Source organism: Haliscomenobacter sp. (genome assembly GCF_033763495.1).
Classification (GTDB): Bacteria; Bacteroidota; Bacteroidia; order Chitinophagales; family Saprospiraceae; genus Haliscomenobacter.
On record NZ_JANRKL010000139.1, the window covers coordinates 15,587 to 31,608 of the forward strand.

At 46.3% G+C, this 16,022-nt stretch carries 15 protein-coding genes; 6 read left to right on the forward strand and 9 right to left on the reverse strand.

Going from position 1 to position 16,022, the window contains the following annotated elements; genetic code table 11:
• Positions 1 to 29 precede the first annotated feature (29 nt).
• The 3 genes from SFV55_RS14150 to SFV55_RS14160 all read right to left on the reverse strand — a co-directional run bounded on the left by SFV55_RS14150 (position 30) and on the right by SFV55_RS14160 (position 2,627).
• Positions 30 to 983, reverse strand: coding sequence for a c-type cytochrome (locus SFV55_RS14150; protein WP_320030165.1), 954 nt, complete (start codon positions 981 to 983; stop codon positions 30 to 32).
• 86 nt (positions 984 to 1,069) lie between these two features.
• A complete protein-coding gene (locus SFV55_RS14155) occupies positions 1,070 to 1,828 on the reverse strand; it encodes a hypothetical protein (RefSeq protein WP_320030166.1) in 759 nt (252 codons plus the stop codon).
• A 31-nt stretch (positions 1,829 to 1,859) separates the two neighbouring features.
• Complete coding sequence (locus SFV55_RS14160) at positions 1,860 to 2,627, reverse strand: UDP-2,3-diacylglucosamine diphosphatase (RefSeq protein ID WP_320030167.1); 768 nt, start codon at positions 2,625 to 2,627, stop codon at positions 1,860 to 1,862.
• A 127-nt stretch (positions 2,628 to 2,754) separates the two neighbouring features.
• On the opposite strand from SFV55_RS14160, the gene SFV55_RS14165 reads away from it, so the two are divergent.
• The gene (locus SFV55_RS14165; RefSeq protein ID WP_320030168.1) at positions 2,755 to 3,543 is read left to right on the forward strand and encodes an SDR family oxidoreductase; all 789 of its coding nucleotides are present in this window, start codon (positions 2,755 to 2,757) and stop codon (positions 3,541 to 3,543) included.
• 275 nt (positions 3,544 to 3,818) lie between these two features.
• Positions 3,819 to 5,819 (forward strand): T9SS type A sorting domain-containing protein, encoded by a 2,001-nt coding sequence (locus tag SFV55_RS14170; protein WP_320030169.1) that lies wholly within the window; start codon positions 3,819 to 3,821, stop codon positions 5,817 to 5,819.
• Between the two features lie 115 nt (positions 5,820 to 5,934).
• Here SFV55_RS14170 and SFV55_RS14175 read toward each other — a convergent pair whose 3' ends face one another.
• Both SFV55_RS14175 and SFV55_RS14180 read right to left on the reverse strand, forming a co-directional pair.
• Positions 5,935 to 6,375, reverse strand: a complete 441-nt coding sequence (locus SFV55_RS14175; protein WP_320030170.1) for an HPP family protein — start codon at positions 6,373 to 6,375, stop codon at positions 5,935 to 5,937.
• Positions 6,376 to 6,550: 175 nt separating this feature from the next.
• The gene (locus SFV55_RS14180) at positions 6,551 to 6,865 is read right to left on the reverse strand and encodes a thioredoxin family protein (RefSeq protein ID WP_320030171.1); all 315 of its coding nucleotides are present in this window, start codon (positions 6,863 to 6,865) and stop codon (positions 6,551 to 6,553) included.
• A 138-nt stretch (positions 6,866 to 7,003) separates the two neighbouring features.
• On the opposite strand from SFV55_RS14180, the gene SFV55_RS14185 reads away from it, so the two are divergent.
• Complete coding sequence (locus SFV55_RS14185; RefSeq protein ID WP_320030172.1) at positions 7,004 to 8,287, forward strand: PAS domain-containing sensor histidine kinase; 1,284 nt, start codon at positions 7,004 to 7,006, stop codon at positions 8,285 to 8,287.
• A gap of 11 nt (positions 8,288 to 8,298) precedes the next feature.
• Positions 8,299 to 9,348 (forward strand): response regulator, encoded by a 1,050-nt coding sequence (locus SFV55_RS14190; RefSeq protein ID WP_320030173.1) that lies wholly within the window; start codon positions 8,299 to 8,301, stop codon positions 9,346 to 9,348.
• A 100-nt stretch (positions 9,349 to 9,448) separates the two neighbouring features.
• On the opposite strand, the gene SFV55_RS14195 is transcribed toward SFV55_RS14190, so the two are convergent.
• Entirely contained in the window at positions 9,449 to 10,270 is an 822-nt protein-coding gene (locus SFV55_RS14195; protein ID WP_320030174.1) for an Omp28 family outer membrane lipoprotein, read from the reverse strand.
• A gap of 322 nt (positions 10,271 to 10,592) precedes the next feature.
• On the opposite strand from SFV55_RS14195, the gene SFV55_RS14200 reads away from it, so the two are divergent.
• Positions 10,593 to 12,077 (forward strand): peptide MFS transporter, encoded by a 1,485-nt coding sequence (locus tag SFV55_RS14200; protein ID WP_320030175.1) that lies wholly within the window; start codon positions 10,593 to 10,595, stop codon positions 12,075 to 12,077.
• A 120-nt stretch (positions 12,078 to 12,197) separates the two neighbouring features.
• The gene (locus SFV55_RS14205; RefSeq protein ID WP_320030176.1) at positions 12,198 to 12,842 is read left to right on the forward strand and encodes an START domain-containing protein; all 645 of its coding nucleotides are present in this window, start codon (positions 12,198 to 12,200) and stop codon (positions 12,840 to 12,842) included.
• A 103-nt stretch (positions 12,843 to 12,945) separates the two neighbouring features.
• Here the strand turns inward: SFV55_RS14205 and ricT are convergent, their stop codons facing one another.
• The 3 genes from ricT to SFV55_RS14220 all read right to left on the reverse strand — a co-directional run.
• Complete coding sequence (gene ricT / locus SFV55_RS14210) at positions 12,946 to 14,568, reverse strand: regulatory iron-sulfur-containing complex subunit RicT (protein ID WP_320030177.1); 1,623 nt, start codon at positions 14,566 to 14,568, stop codon at positions 12,946 to 12,948.
• Complete coding sequence (locus SFV55_RS14215) at positions 14,556 to 15,668, reverse strand: hypothetical protein (protein ID WP_320030178.1); 1,113 nt, start codon at positions 15,666 to 15,668, stop codon at positions 14,556 to 14,558. Before SFV55_RS14215 ends, ricT begins: the two co-directional genes overlap by 13 nt.
• Before the next feature lie 34 nt (positions 15,669 to 15,702).
• A partial coding sequence (locus SFV55_RS14220) for a glutathione peroxidase (RefSeq protein WP_320030179.1) occupies positions 15,703 to 16,022 on the reverse strand: 320 nt, incomplete at its 5' end.

A 16,022-nucleotide genomic window follows, 5' to 3' on the forward strand; every position in this document is an offset into this window, starting at 1 on the left:
GGACAAACTCTGGCGCCCTGTCGCCTTTTTTATTTCACCCTAGCCACTGCATTATCCGTTGCGGGCACTGTGCGCAAAAAAGCATAAATGGCACTGATCTCCTCATCGGTCATTACTGTAAACTTGGGCATGGCTGCGCTCAAGGAGCCCCCCCCCCGGCGTTTACCAAAACGTACTGCTTCTGCAAATTCCGCTTCTGTCCATTTGCCAATGCCATGTTCGGGATGTGGGGTAAGGTTGGCTGAAGGTATTTCGCGCAAATCAGTAGGATCAATCAAGATGTTCCCCCCTGCCAGATAACCTTTGGATTTTTCTGGCTCAAAGGCGTTGTTGGATGCAAAATTAGCGGAGTGGCAATTGTAACAATCTACCCCTCCATGCACCAGGTAACGTCCGTAGGCCACTTTATCGGTAACCGGTGGAGCCACAATCGGTTTTTCTGGATAAGGAAAAGGTTTAAAAACCGTATTGGTCAGAAACTTGGTGAAAAAAGTAGGCCGGCAAGGTGGATTTGATTGGGCAACAGGGTCCAATTGTGGGGCATCTGAACGCAGATAAGCCACAATGCTGAAAATATCTTCGTCCGACAAACGTGGGAAACCGGTCATGACATAAGAATAAGAACCATCCCGCTTGATTCCAGTGCGCAAAAAATGAATCAGTTCACCATCGGAATAACGGCCTGCTCCATGGGTTTTGTCGCGGGTAATGTTGCCAGAATGTACATAACCAAACATGGCAGGCACATCTACCATATGTTTGCCAGACAATTTATTGCCTTCGCCGCGATGGCAATCTGCACAAATCAGGGTTACGAGGTGTTCCCCCCGCGCCAGGCGAGTAGAGTCAGGTTTAACAGTTATTTTGAAGTCTTTGGGCTCATAAGTGGGCACTCCTCTGAATTGAATAAAAGCTGCACCGGCAGCTACCAATAATATTACAGCAAGGACTAAAAATCCGAGTACTCGAAAAACCTTCTTCATGATTTTAGGTGTTTTAGGTTGAATACAGACACATACGAAAATGAAGAGGTTGCGGATTTTGCTTATGTTTTTTTTCTTACCTATTTTTATTTTTGGAAGCGTAAAATTTTTGTTCCATCCCAGGCCACAATCCAGTTGGGTAGCCCACAAAAAAGCAGCAAATTATTGGGTAATCCCTGGAGGGCTTGAGCATTGCCAATGGTTTCGCCCACGAAATAGCCCCCCCGGTGGCGGTACAAAAGGTATTGATCAAAAGTTTGCAACTGTTCAACACCTGCCAATGGCAAAAAAGCTTGAAACTGGGCAAAAAGGTCAAAACTCAACACACCCTGTTCTGGGTCAACCAGATATACTCCTTTTTCGTTGCAGACCAACTGATTGGGGTAAAAACGGCGCCCCAAAAGCAAGCTCAGATCCTGACTGGAGCTTGTGATATTGCCTTGTCGATCCATCCGATTCAGGGTATTGAGGCCTGCATCATAAATCCAAACTTGTCGGTCCCGGCTCAATGCAACCAAGGCTGGTAAAGGAAACAGCTCAGCCTTCAAGCGGATATCTGCCGTTACATTCAGTGTGCGATCTAAAAAGAGGAGCGTCTGATAATCGGGATAATACAACAGAATATCGAAGGGATCGCTGACGTCAATTTTGCTCAAGGTACCCAAATAGCGATTGCTGAATTCAAAAAGCACCTTACCTTGTTCATTGCATTTGTACAAGGTCTGGTGGGGCGAAACGAAATAAATTTGTTTGAGTTTGTCACTACCCAATACCTGCACATGGGCATCAAAACTGTATACCAGGGGGATACTGTCTACATTTTGGGCTTCGACAGGGTGGGTCAAAAAAATGAAAAAAAAATGAACCCATAAAGGGCTAAGTGCCAAATACCTTACCCTCCGGGTTTTCAAAAAATTGTATTTCCAGATTTTCGCCATCAAATACTGCATAAGAATTGTGATGCAACCATTCGCCCAAATTGATATAACGACTCTTCCCATTTTTTAGCACAAAATCGATGGGCAAATGTCGGTGCCCGAAGATGTAAAAATCAGCAGGCTTGCGCTCCAATTGGGCATTGGTGTAAACCAGCAGCCATTCATTTTCAGGCCCAAGAAACTGCATCTGCGGGGGATGTACACTCCGGCTTCGACCTGACCAAAATTGAGCCACACCTATACCAAAATTAGGATGCAATCGGGCAAAACACCATTGAAAAAAGGGATTGCCGAAAATATGTTTGAGCATTTTATAGCCATAATCCCCAGGTCCAAGGCCATCACCGTGGCCAATCAAAAAGGTTTTCCCATTGATTTCCCGTAAAATAGGTTGCCGATGAATGGGAATGCCAAACTCATCCTCAAAATAACGGAACATCCACATGTCGTGGTTCCCCGTAAAAAACTGAATGGGGATACCAGCGTCCCGTAGCTCGGCTAGTTTGCCCAAAAATCGGGTGTACCCTTTGGGAATAACCCTTTTGTATTCAAACCAAAAGTCAAACAAATCTCCGACCAGATAAATCTCCCGGGCATCTGCACTGATTTGATCCAGCCAACGCAGCAATTGCCGCTCTCTTTCCTGGCTGCTGTATTTCCCAGGCACTCCGAGGTGGAAATCGGAGGCAAAATAAGTTTTTTGCATAGATAAAGAAGGTTTAAGCATCTTGTGGGAAGTTGAGTCTTGTCGCTGCGGCAGCCTAAACCTTCTCAACCTCCCTCAACTTTCTCAACTAAATTCCGCACTTTTGCTCCCATAAAATGATCAAGCTATGGATTTAAATCTTCAGGGCAAAAACGCACTTGTAAGTGGCAGCAGCAAAGGAATCGGCAAAGCCATTGCCGTTGAGCTAGCCAAACTAGGCGCAAATGTAACACTTATGGCGCGCTCTGCGGAGTTATTGGCTAAAGTTGTGCAAGAATTGGAGCGAAATCACCTTCAACAACAACATGATTTTCTGGTGGTTGATTTTAACAAGCGGGATGAATTACACCAAAGGGTTTTGGGATTGGTGGCCCTAAAACCTATCCATATTCTGATCAACAATACCGGAGGCCCTGGTAGTGGTGCCATTCTGGACGCCAAAGCGGAACAGTTCCTGGAAGCCTTCCAAAATCACATTTTGTGTAATCACCTCCTGGCTCAGTTGGTCATCCCCCAGATGAAAGCTACTGGCTTTGGCCGCATCGTAAACATTGTTTCAACTTCGGTGAGAGTACCCCTCGACAATTTAGGGGTTTCCAATACCACGCGTGGGGCGGTAGCCTCCTGGGCAAAGACCCTCGCCAATGAAGTTGCCGCCACCGGCATCACCGTAAATAACGTTTTACCCGGTTTTACCAAAACTGAACGCCTGGAAGAAATCCTCGGGGGGGCAGCCAAACGCAAAGGCATTTCCCTGGAGCAAGAGATGGGTCAAGCCCGAGAAACCATCCCAGCCAGACGTTTTGGTACACCTGAAGAAATCGCCTCAGTTGCCGCTTTTTTGTGTACACCTGCCGCTGCTTACGTGACAGGTACCAGTATCTTGGTAGACGGGGGAAGGACGCGAAGCATCTGATTAGCGAAAAGCGAATACCCCCTTTTCGCTTTTCGCTTTTCGCTTTTCGCTTTTCGCTTCCCTACCCTTCACCCGGTATTTTATTTTATTATCATTAAAAATGCTAGGGAGAACCAGAAAGGTTTTTTATATTTGCAGAGCTAATTACTCTCCTAGCTCGTGTTTTAAAGTCTTGCACAGGATTCATGCTCATGAAAAGGCCAGTCGGACCTTGTTAAAGGTTCCCTAGTTAACCTGGTTGTTATTTCGTCATTTTTCTCACAATCATAATACCCATGATTCGGCTATTTATATCCGTGCTACTAACAGGTTGTTATCTCTTCGCGTCTGCTCAAACTGCGCGCATTATTAACCAGACCGAGTCTGCTTATTTGCTTTTTGAAGCGGAGTCTTTCGCTGACAATCAAGCAAGTGGACAAGGTCAAACGGCTAATTGGGAGATAAAACAAGATGGGAATACCAAAGGCGTCACCACCACTGCTGACCGCAACTTTCCCAATCTTGACTACAATGCATCCAAGCTTGTTTACCACATTCAGGTGACCAACAGTGGTAACTATACCATGTACTTCAGCCGCAAACTTTCCGCACCAACGGCAAGTTTTGTACTTCCTCGAATAAACGAAGCTGCTGCCAATAATGTTCGCCGCAGGGTAACTGCAACTGGTGGCCCTGATTCAAAATACGTTTGGCAAAACTCTCGCCGCACGTTCTTCTTTAATGCAAATACAGTCTATACTGTGGTTCTGTTGCCTGAAGCAACCCACAACATGACCATTGATAAGTTGTTGTTCCACCGGGATGAAACCCTGGAGGATGCTTCCTTGTCAAAAGCGGTATTAAAAGTTACAACACCAACCAACGAATCCATCAAAGGTCTTTTGGCCTATAACTTACCAGAAATGGGCCAGGGCAAACCCTGGTCATTGAATACCGGTCAATCAACGGGAGCCAAAGTGGTAGACAACCCTGCCAATGCCAAAGGGTATTTCCCTTACGCGGGTAAATCCTTCATCGAACTGGAAAGAGTCAACGGTAAAGCTCGTTTGGTAATGGATGCACTGAATTATTCAACTTGCTTCATGTTCTTTGGCGATTTGGCATTGAACCTGAAAGTCATGTCTCCTAACGAGTTTGTCAGTCCCTTGGATACCGTAAAAGTATGGGCTGAGTTGGAAGGGCTTTTTTCTCAAAGGGTTCAATTGGCTGAATTTACTGGCCTAAACATGACCTACCAGAACATTGAAGCCAAAGCGCCAAACAGTGTGGCCTTTTACAATAAAATCACTTACATCGTTGAGTTTTCAGGTGAAGGAGACGAAAAACTTTGGTTGGACGACATGTCTGTCCAATTCCAAAGTGCTGCCTTTAATTTTTTGATCCCGCCCGCTGATTTGTCCATCGTAGAAGATACACTTATCCTGGGGGCGCCATTTTATACCTTCTCCATCCGTGGAAACTTGACGGATACCATGGTCAAAAACTCAACTTTCTTCTGGAGTTTTAAAGGGTTGAAGGATACGGTGGTAAAATCAAAAGATACCCTACGTTATGTTTTCCCAAGAACTGGGTTTTATGATTTGACACTGACTCTGCGCACCAGAGCCTTCATCGATCCCAGCTGCGACAGTGTAACCACTATCGTTTCCAAGACGGTCTTTGTACCTGAATTTGACCCAGCCAAGCTTAATCCTCCAAAGGATACGGTCGTAACCCCTCCTCAGGATACAGTGGTAAACCCGCCTCAGGATACCGTAGTGACACCTCCACAAGATACAGTGGTGAATCCTCCTCAGGATACAATCACAAACCCTGGCGATACCACCGTAGTCATTGGTGGCCCTGGAGATACGCTGGTAACCAATCCACCAGATACAATTGTTACCCCGCCTATGGATACAGTTGCCAATCCGCCAAAGGATACAGTAGTCAATCCGCCAAAAGATACGGTAGTTAACCCACCTAAGGATACAGTGGTGAATCCACCAATGGATTCTATCGATGTGGGTAATCCTGATATTCCTCTGGATGTTGCACCAGCAGGGCTTAAGGTATATCCCAACCCGACCACGGATCTTTTGATCATTCAGACTGATAATTACGTCAAGCTCTTCTATGATTTGACTAACTCGCGAGGGCAATCCTTATATAAGGGTCAATTTGTGCAACAAATTCTACTTTCGATTGGCTCCGAACCGGCTGGTTTCTATTTCTTAAGGATATCGGACGCCAAGGGAGTACAGGTTGGGACTGTTCTAAAAATTGTCAAACGATAACCAATAGGCACTCTACAACAAGTAATGCCAATTTACAAGCCCCCTGTTCGATTTGAACAGGGGGCTTTATTTTTTTTGTACTTGAGCATTTAACAGGGTTGCTTCTTCCTTGTGTTTATTGCCATTCTTCAACAATGGGTGAATTAAAGGAATAAAACAGCAAATCATGGGTGGTAACCAAGCCAATCAAGCGATCATCTTCTACAACCGGAATGGCATGAAATTGATTGGCTAAAAAAATGTCAGCTGCCAGTCCGATGGTATCCTCTGGTTCCAGCGTAAGCGGATGTTCGGTCATCAGGTCTTTGGCACAAAGTGCTTCATATTCTTTTTCGGACCAGGTTCGGCCAGTTGTTTGTAATGAAAGGATATAGGCTACTTTATAAAAGTCCTGCTTGCTGATGATGCCAAGGAGTTTGTCATTTGTTTCAACAACGGGCAGGTGATGAAACTCGTTTTGGTCAAATATCGCTTTGATTTGATATGCACTGGCAGTAGGGCCCACAGTTACCAATTTGGAGGTCATTACTTCATTGATGGGTCGATTCGGATTCATAAAACATACGGATTGGGTGAAACAGATACGGAACCCTGCTTAAAACGTTAAGCATTCCTCCAGATTTTCAATCGTCACAAATCAAAATTACATAGCTTATTCCTTGCGTGCACTGAGCAGTGTCAAACCTGTTTGGTGATATTTATCAAATGGAATGGATTGAAAAGGATAGCGATTATACTCTTTTAGGACTTTCCCGATATTGCAACAATTCATTCAATACCGTACATAACTCCTCTACAGAAGGGACAATTTTTTGGAAGATAATTTTGTCATCCAGTAAAATGGCGGGAATGCCTGAAATGCCATAACTGAGAATCTCATTCACGTTAGTAATTTCAAGTAGCTCAACCTCCAAGTCCAAGGCCTCCAAAGTAGCCAAAAGGTTGGCCTTAAGTGCGCGGTCTTTCGCCGAGCCTATCCCTAACAGCTTGATTTGGGCCTTGCTTGATTTCTCCATCGCGTTTCGTTCAAATATTGTTCTTCTCATGGCATTACTACTCTACCTGTGCAAGATCAGGGTTATCTGCTTTTTTGGGAATGACTTTTGTCATTGGATTCAGTGACAAATTAAGTCATTGCCGAAATAATACTTATCTTACCTTCACCACACAAAATTATCATTGGTTTGGACTGGATCATTGCACATCAACAGGATTCCGAGGCAGCCTTACGGTTGGAAGCCATCATCAAAACAGCTACAGATGGCATTATCATCATTGATGCGCGGGGAATCATTGAATTGGTAAATGAAGCCGCTGCACGTTTATTCGCTTACTCAGAAGAAGAACTGCTTGGCCAAAACATCAGCATGCTAATGCCAAACCCACATCGGGATGCTCATGATGTTTACATTCAAAACTACCTCCAAACTGGCTTGCGAAAGATCATTGGCATCGGCCGGGAAGTTCTGGGCTTGCGAAAAGACCAAAGCACTTTCCCCCTCAGACTCAGCATCAGTGAAGTTCGGTTACCAGAAAGGATAGTGTTTACTGGTATATTGCACGATTTGACTGCCGAAAAAGCAGCTGAAGCACGCATTGTAGAACTCAACCAACATCTGGAGGAAGAAGTAAATCGGCGAACAGAAGAGCTGGCTACCACCATCAATAAATTGCTGAATACCAACAACCAGCTGGAGTTTGAGATTCAGGAACGCAAGGTAGCGGAAGCTACGCTGCGAAAAAATGAACAGGAACTGCGCAAGGCCATTGAAAAAGAACGGGAATTAAACACCCTTAAATCGCGCTTTGTATCTATGGCCTCCCATGAGTTTCGGACCCCTTTGAGTACCATCCTTTCTTCCGCCGATTTGCTGGAGATGTACAGTAGTGAAGAGCAACAAGAAAAAAGACTTCGACACACCACCCGGATCAAATCGGCCGTCAACAACCTGATCAGTATCCTGAACGACTTTTTGTCTTTGAGCAAACTGGAAGAAGGAAAGATTGAGGTTACTCCGGTCGAATTCAATCTGGAAGAATTTTGTGATGAAGTAATGGACGATGTGCAAGCCCTGCTTAAACCCGGGCAAATCCTGCAACACCACGGATTAAGTGCAGATACCTTGATCACTTTGGATAAAAAAATGTTGAAAAATGTATTCATCAATCTCTTTTCCAATGCCATTAAATATTCAGAGCCGGGCAAGTCCATCGATTGTTATGTTGCAATCGAAAACAATGAATTGAACATCAGCATTCAGGACCATGGCATCGGGATTCCGGAGGAAGAACAACAGCACTTGTTCACCCGTTTTTTTCGCGCTCACAATGCTGAAAACATTCCAGGAACTGGCTTAGGACTAAACATTGTTAAACGATATGTGGAATTGATGAACGGCCGTATCCATTTTGAAAGTACCATGGGTGAAGGCACCACCTTCCACGTTCACATTCCCTTACCTTCATAAACACCTTAACGATGAATAAGCAAAAAATTCTGGTCATTGAAGATAATCAGGAAGTACGCGAAAACCTGGAGGAAATTCTGGAGCTCTCCGGGTATGAGGTGCATTTGGCCGAAGATGGCACAGTAGGTGTAGATGCAGCCCAACGAATCAAACCAGATTTGATTCTATGCGATGTGATGATGCCCAAATTGGATGGTTTTGGCGTCCTCAATATTTTGGGCAAACGCCCCGAGACTGCAGCAATTCCCTTTGTTTTTTTGACTGCCAAAACAGAAAGGGTCGATTTTCGTCGGGGGATGAACCTGGGTGCAGACGACTACATTACCAAGCCATTTTTTAAAGATGAATTGCTGGCTGTAATCGAAACCCGCTTGAAAAAAAGTGAACAGCTACGCAAACAGTTCGATCGTACTGAGCAGGGCATTACTGCTTTCATCAACGCCGCCAAGGGTTACGAAGAACTCAAAAAACTATCCGATAACCGCAAAATCAAACACTACAAAAAGCGGGATCTGGTTTATGAGGAAGGCGATTACCCACGTTATCTCTACTTTGTTAAAAGTGGCAAGGTCAAGGTTTTTAAAACCAACGAAAGTGGGAAGGAATACATCATCGACATTTACACCGAAGGTGATTTTATCGGTTATGTCGATTTGATCAAAGACAGCACTTACGATGATTCAGCGGCGGCGTTGGAAGATGCTGAAGTAAGCCTCATCCCCAAAGAAGACTTCACCGCCCTACTCCACGCCAACCGGGATGTTTCTTCTCAATTGATCAAAATGTTGGCCAACAACATCGCCGAAAAAGAGGAGCAACTCCTGCAATTGGCCTACAATTCCGTACGCAAACGGGTTGCGGACGCCGTATTGCTACTCGCTGAAAAGGAAGGCAAAGACGAAATCAACGTCCTGCGCGACGACCTGGCCCGCATCGTGGGTACAGCCAAGGAAAGTGTGATCCGCATGCTCACCGAATTCAAACAGGATGGCTACATCGACATCACCGATGGAATGATTACGATTCGGGATAAGAAGAAGTTGATGAATATGCCCGCTTAGGGAATGACGAATATTTCGAATGACGAATTTGGTTCGCTGCCTCTGAAGCTTAGACTCAGCACACCAATTCGTCATTCGTCATTCGAAATATTCGTCATTATCAAAGTATTTTCCCCTCAATCACCTGCAACACATCCAACTTCTCTCCGCCCAAATGAGCAAAAGCGATGATGCTGCACTGGCTGTCCACCCAATTTGCGGGCAAGGTAAAGGTATAGCTGCGGGAGCTTTTTTTGCTGCTCTTTAATTCTCCACCAATCGTGTCGCCGTCAAAAGCTGTGAGCATATCGCGCAGGTTGTGTCGATGGCTGTAGTCACTTTTTTTACCATCCGGGGTGAGTTGTACGTCTACGATTTGATCTTCGGCGAGCATTACGCTGAGTCGGATATCGTCCTGAGGTAAGGTTTGGAGCACCTCGGTATCAACAGTGACCTGGAGAACGCGGGTGCCTGCATTGTAGGTTTTACTCAACTTCAGGTCTACCACGGGTGCAACTGCAAGTTCCTGGGCAATAAAACCGGCCCATTGTGAACGCCCTAATTGCAAGTCAAATTCGTCAGGAAATATTTTGCGGTTCACCACTGCAGAAGGATAGCCCACTGGCCTTCCTAAGAGATTAAGGATACCATTCCCCTCGTCGGTTTGGAAATTGTACTTACTATCCGGATAAGGTGGTGCGAAAGACCCAGCATGTATCCCCACGGAAATCAACTGATCCTTGTACAATTCCCGCAAATTGAGCACCTCCACCGTACCCGCCGGGCAATTGACGCAGCGCACACCTGTAAATTCTTCAATCAGCACCCGCCGTTTGACGTTGACATTGGATCCGCCAGGCTCCAGGGGCGTAATCACTGGGGGAATTTCTTCACAAGTAAAAAGAGACAAGGCCAGGAAAAAAGAGAGAATGAGGCTGCGCATGGTTTTGGAATTGTTTAGCAACGTAGAGACATGAGTTCGTCATAACTAAAGGCGAAATTGCGGGTTTTGTGGCGGAAATGCTAGTAGCTGGCACGGGCATTTGCAGAAAATGTCTTGGCGTGGACGGAATGGGGGTTTTGAACCCGATCCAAGGGCAGCACCTCCGCCCGATTGGATTTTCACATCCTAATTCCGACAAATCCACCCGATTTCCTGCATTTTCGCTCCAAAATTTGCGAATATCCCTATCTTGAGCAGCGAGTACACCCTCTGGTGCTGCTTAATTATGCAAAAAATTTACTGACGAAACGACGGCTAAAGTATGAGCAAGGGATTTTTTGGGCACCCTGCGGGCTTGTCCACACTGTTTTTTACCGAAATGTGGGAGCGCTTTTCCTATTACGGGATGCGGGCGATCTTGATTTTGTTTATGACCGCGACTGTAGCGGAGAAAGGATTGGGTATTGACCCCCAAAGTGCAGGAGCCATCTACGGTTTATACACTGCATCGGTGTATTTGTTGTCATTGCCGGGTGGTTGGTTAGCAGATAACATTTTAGGCCAACGCAAGGCAGTTTGGTACGGGGGGATATTCATCATGATTGGTCACCTCATTTTAGCCATTCCGGGCAATGTCCCAATTTTTGTAGTGGGATTAGCTTTTGTTGCCATGGGAACGGGCATGTTGAAGCCAAACATCAGTACCATGGTCGGCGATTTGTATCCTGAAGGGGGTGTAAAAAGAGATCAGGGATTTTCTGTCTTTTATATGGGCATCAACCTGGGTTCCTTCCTGGGACAAATCATCGTCCCCTTGTTGGCCGATTACAACTGGCACATGGGTTTTGGGGTAGCGGCGATCGGGATGTTTTTTGGTTTGCTCCAATACAAACTCACCCAAGGGAATTTGCACGATTTGGGCATTAAAACCAAATTACGAGAAGAAACCGAAGAAGGCGTCATTACTGGTAAAAGCAACCGCATTTTAGCGCTGGTTTTCGCCCTTTTATTGGCATTGCTGTTGTTCCTGTTGAACAACTTTAAAATCATCGACCTGAGCACTTTTGTAGGTGTGGCCCAGGGTGTTGGGATCATCATTGCCATTGTTACCTTCTTTTACCTACTGTACATCATTGTGGCAGGAGGTTTGAATGTCGTGGAAAGAAAACGATTACTGGTCATTTTCTTTTTATTTGTTGGGTCGGTTTTGTTTTGGGCTGGGTTTGAACAGGCTGGCTCTTCGCTCAATTTATTTGCCCAAGACTTTACCAACCGAATGGTTGGCAACTGGGAAATGCCAGCTGGTATGTTGCAGAGTGTCAATTCTTTGGTTATCATTTTGTTTGCGCCCATTGTGGGCTGGCTCTGGGTAAAACTGGCCGCTCGCAACCTCAACCCCAATACCCCAATCAAGTTTGGTATAGGGTTGATTTTAATGGGACTTGGCTTTGTCGTAATGTATTATGCAGCACAGATCGCTGCAGCAGGTACCAAAGCAGGCATGGGTTGGTTGTGGCTTACTTATTTTTTGCACTCTATTGGAGAATTGGCCTTAAGTCCGGTAGGCTTGAGCGCTACTACCAAACTATCACCTAAACGCTACACTGGGCAATTGATGGGCATCTGGTTTGTTGGCACTGCCTTGGGCAACCTGGTTGCAGGTTTGTTCGCAGGTGGAGTAGACGTTGACAATCCAAGCCAAATGCCGCCTTTATTCATGTCAGTAGTTATTTTTGGGGTAGTTACGGGGGGATTGTTCCTGTTGTTTAGCCCTATTTTGAAAAAATGGATGGGTAATGTAAAATAACCGTAGGGATATCCCTTGCGGTCGCCCTTTGGCAGGGGCAACCGCAAGGGTCGCCCCTACAAAACAATCCATTTAATTAAATCGTTTACTCAGGCATACGACTGTTAAAAAACACCCGCAATGAAATGCCTGACCACTTTCCTTTGGCTAATCACCAGCCTGATTTCCAGCCACTTAACCGCTCAAAACAACCCCTGGAAGTTTCGCCACGACCACAATGGGGTGCAAGTTTATACCCGCAAGGACAGTACCACTGGGATTTTGGAATTAAAATTGCGTACTGAAGTCAAAGCCAGTTTAAGAGCAGTTGTTGCTCTAGCTACCGATATCCCCAATCTCAAAACCTGGGCTTACCGACTCAAGGAATCTTACCTCGTCAAAGAAGTCAGCCCTACCGAAGGGTATTTGTACATGCGTACCGATTTTCCCTTACCTTTTTCTGACCGTGACATGATTGTACATTATGTGATGAGACAGGATCCTCATACCAAACAGGTAACATCTACCAGTAAGTCCGCATTTCAAATGATTCCTGAAAAGGACGGAGTTATACGCATCAAAACGCTGGAAACCAAGTGGACGTATACTCCCTTGGCGAACGGAATGATTCGCCTTGAATACCAGCTCAAATCCGACCCGGCAGGCAACATCCCCAAGTGGTTGATCAATCTGGCCGCCGATGATGGCCCCGTAAAAAGTATCGTCGGTTTAAAACAACAGTTGGCGAAATACGAAAATGCTACAGTAAGTTTTTTAAAAGAATAACGTAGGGGCAACCCTTGCGGTTGCCCCTGTGCTTTGTTTGCCATTTCCATGTCCCATGGAAATGTATCACGCGAAGTATAGGCAACCGCAAGGGTTGCCACTACTACCTGCGGCGTTTATTCCGATTTTTATTTCTTCGGTTGTTGTTATTCCCTTGGCCTCCACCCTCTGAGTTTCCACCACCATCATTGTTGCTGGGGGGATTCGGGTTATTGTTACCTTGATCACCTCCACCTTGCTGATTCTGTGGGCCACGGGGTGGCTGCGGTGGACGTGGATTGGGTCGTCCACCCGAATTGTTGCCTCCAGAATTGTTGTTGTTTCCTCCGCCCCCACTCCGATTGTTCGGATTATTCGGACGTGGTCCTTGGTTATTTCCTTTGGGTGGCTGAGGATTAGCACCTTCTTCTTTCGGTGGACGAGGGTTATTGTTCCCACGTTGTTGTGGGTCGGGGCGGCGGTCAGGGCGTTCAGGGCGCCCTTGTCGATCACCTTGGCCCGGATTTTGACCATTACCTCCACCACCTTGTGGTTTGGGCCTGTTCTCACCCCGGTTGTTGGTTTGTGCGTTCCCTTCCCCACTACGCTGTTGATCAGGGCGTTTTTTCTTTTTCTTTTTGCGGCGCTTTTTGTCGTCGGGTAATTCAATCTCACCCGTCACATCCACAAAGCCTTCCTCCTCGGGTACAAAAGCCGTTGTAGCTGCTACATCGAACTCGGCAGGTTTTTCACCCCGCGCATTCATCTCCTGAATTTCTTTGACTTTGCTCAAATCCATTGGGTAAATTGCTCCCCTACCGCGCTCGTGGTCGTATACGTAGTAAAGCAATTTTTTGAAAATATCGGTTTTGATCAAAGTGGCAGAACCTTTCTGCGTGTATAGTTTATCCGCCCCGCTCGGGAAATCGGAAAGTGCATCCAGATACGTATCCAGTTCGTAGTTGAGGCAACATTTCAGGCGGCCACATTGCCCTGAAAGCTTCACTTGGTTGATGGCCAGGTTTTGGTAACGGGCGGCTGCAGTGGACACCGATTTGAAGTCCGTCAACCAGGTAGAGCAGCACAATTCCCGCCCACAGGAACCAATTCCACCGATTAGGGCGGATTCTTGACGGGCACCAATCTGCCGCATCTCAATTTTTACCCGAAATTCCTTGGCAAAATGCCGGATCAATTCGCGGAAATCGACCCGTCCATCAGCAGTGTAATAAAAAGTCGCCTTGCGCTTGTCGCCCTGGTATTCCACATCACCAATTTTCATTTCCAGGCCCAGCGTACGTGCAATGGCCCGGGCGCGCACCATCGTCGGTTGCTCCGCTTCACGGGCTTCCTGCAGGCGTTCCAGGTCGCGCTCGTTGGCGCGACGCAATACGAAATTGTTTACCGAGCGTTCATCCACCCGACGACGTTTCATTTGCAGGCGTACCAACTCACCGGACAAACTTACTTTGCCAATGTCATAGCCGTTTCCGGTTTCGGCCACCACCATGTCGCCTGTCACGACACGGACCTGGTCGGCTACTCGAAAAAACTGCTTGTGTACCCCGTTCTTGAAACTGATTTCAACAATATTCAGCGGGTCAATATCAATGATGTCCAAACTTGACAACCAATCGTAGGTATTCAAGCGGTTGCATCCACCCGTTGCACAGCCTCCGCTGCTATTACAACCTTTGGTGCTGCCGCCACTACTGGTTCCACAACTCGTACAACCTAAACATCCCATCGTTTCATCGTTTTATGTAGCTGGATGGAAGCGTCCAAAAAAAGGATCTTTGGATTGGCATTCCGTTCCACATATTGATAACAATTGTTGAATAAACGTACTATTTGCTCCACTTGGTCTACATTGAGCACTTTTGCCAAATTTTGGGCGCTGCTCAATTCCTCCGGCTGAAGCCGGGCATTTGTACCTCCTGTTACCATCATAATCAAAAATTCGCGCATAAAATGCAGGGCATACTGCAAAAAATGCTTCTGGTTTTCCCGCCCAAGGGTAGCAAAATTTTCACTCCATTTGACCATCTCTGGCCCGTAACCTTTGTAACATTTGCGTAGCCAATCGAGCAGCAAAGCTGCATCGTTGCTTATTTTATTCGCTGCTAAGGTAATCGCTTCGTTGAAATTACCATCAGAAAGATGTGCAATCCCCCAGGCCTTGTCTTCGGGGCAGAGTTCCTGCCGCAACAAACCATCTACTATATCCTGATCATTCAGCATCGGAATTTTCACCAATTGGCAGCGTGACAGGATGGTATTGAGGATCAATTCCGCATTTTCAGCAATGAGGATAAAATGGGTCGCGGGAGGTGGCTCTTCGATGAGCTTCAGCAGGCGGTTGCCCTCGTTGCCCAGGTATTCGGGCAGCCAAAGAATCAGGGTTTTAACCGGTGCTTCAAAGGTTTTTAGACTGAGTTTGCGGATGATGTTTTGGCATTCATCCTTGTTAATGTTGCCCTGTTTGTTTTCCGCACCAATCAGTTGCAACCACTGGTTGCTGTCCTGATAGGGGTTTTCCTGCAAGGCTTTGCGCCATTGAGCCATGTATTTGTCGCTGGTCATCCCTGCTCCAACCACCGGAAAAGAAAAATGTACATCGGGATGAATCAGCTTGGACGTTTTGACACAGGAAGCGCATTCTCCGCAGGAGTCGCCATCAACTCGCTGCGTACACAATAGGTATTGGCTGAGTGCCAGCGCCAGCGTACGTTTGCCGATACCCGGAGGCCCCAACAACAACAGCGCATGCGGCAAACGGTCGGCTTCAACCATGTACCGGAGCGTGCTGATTGTCTCGGTTTGTCCAATAATATCTTTAAAACGCATGGTATCTTCGGGCTTTACAGCCTCAAAGGAAGGTTTAATCCTCGATATGACTCAAAATAAGCTCATCGAAAGGACTCACAGAGGAGCGGAAAGTATTGATCAATTGGCCTTTTTCGTTCAGCAAGTATTTTTGAAAATTCCATTCGACTTCCGAATCCATGACCCCATTTTCACTTTTGTGGGTCAACCAATGGTACAAAGGGTGAACTTCATGGCCTTTGATGTGGACTTTGGTTGTCATGGGGAAACTTACCCCGTAACGCATTTTACAAAAATGGGCGATGCTAGTATTAGAGCCGGGCTCTTGCCCGCCAAAATCATTGGAGGGCAGCCCCACGACGACTAATTTATGTT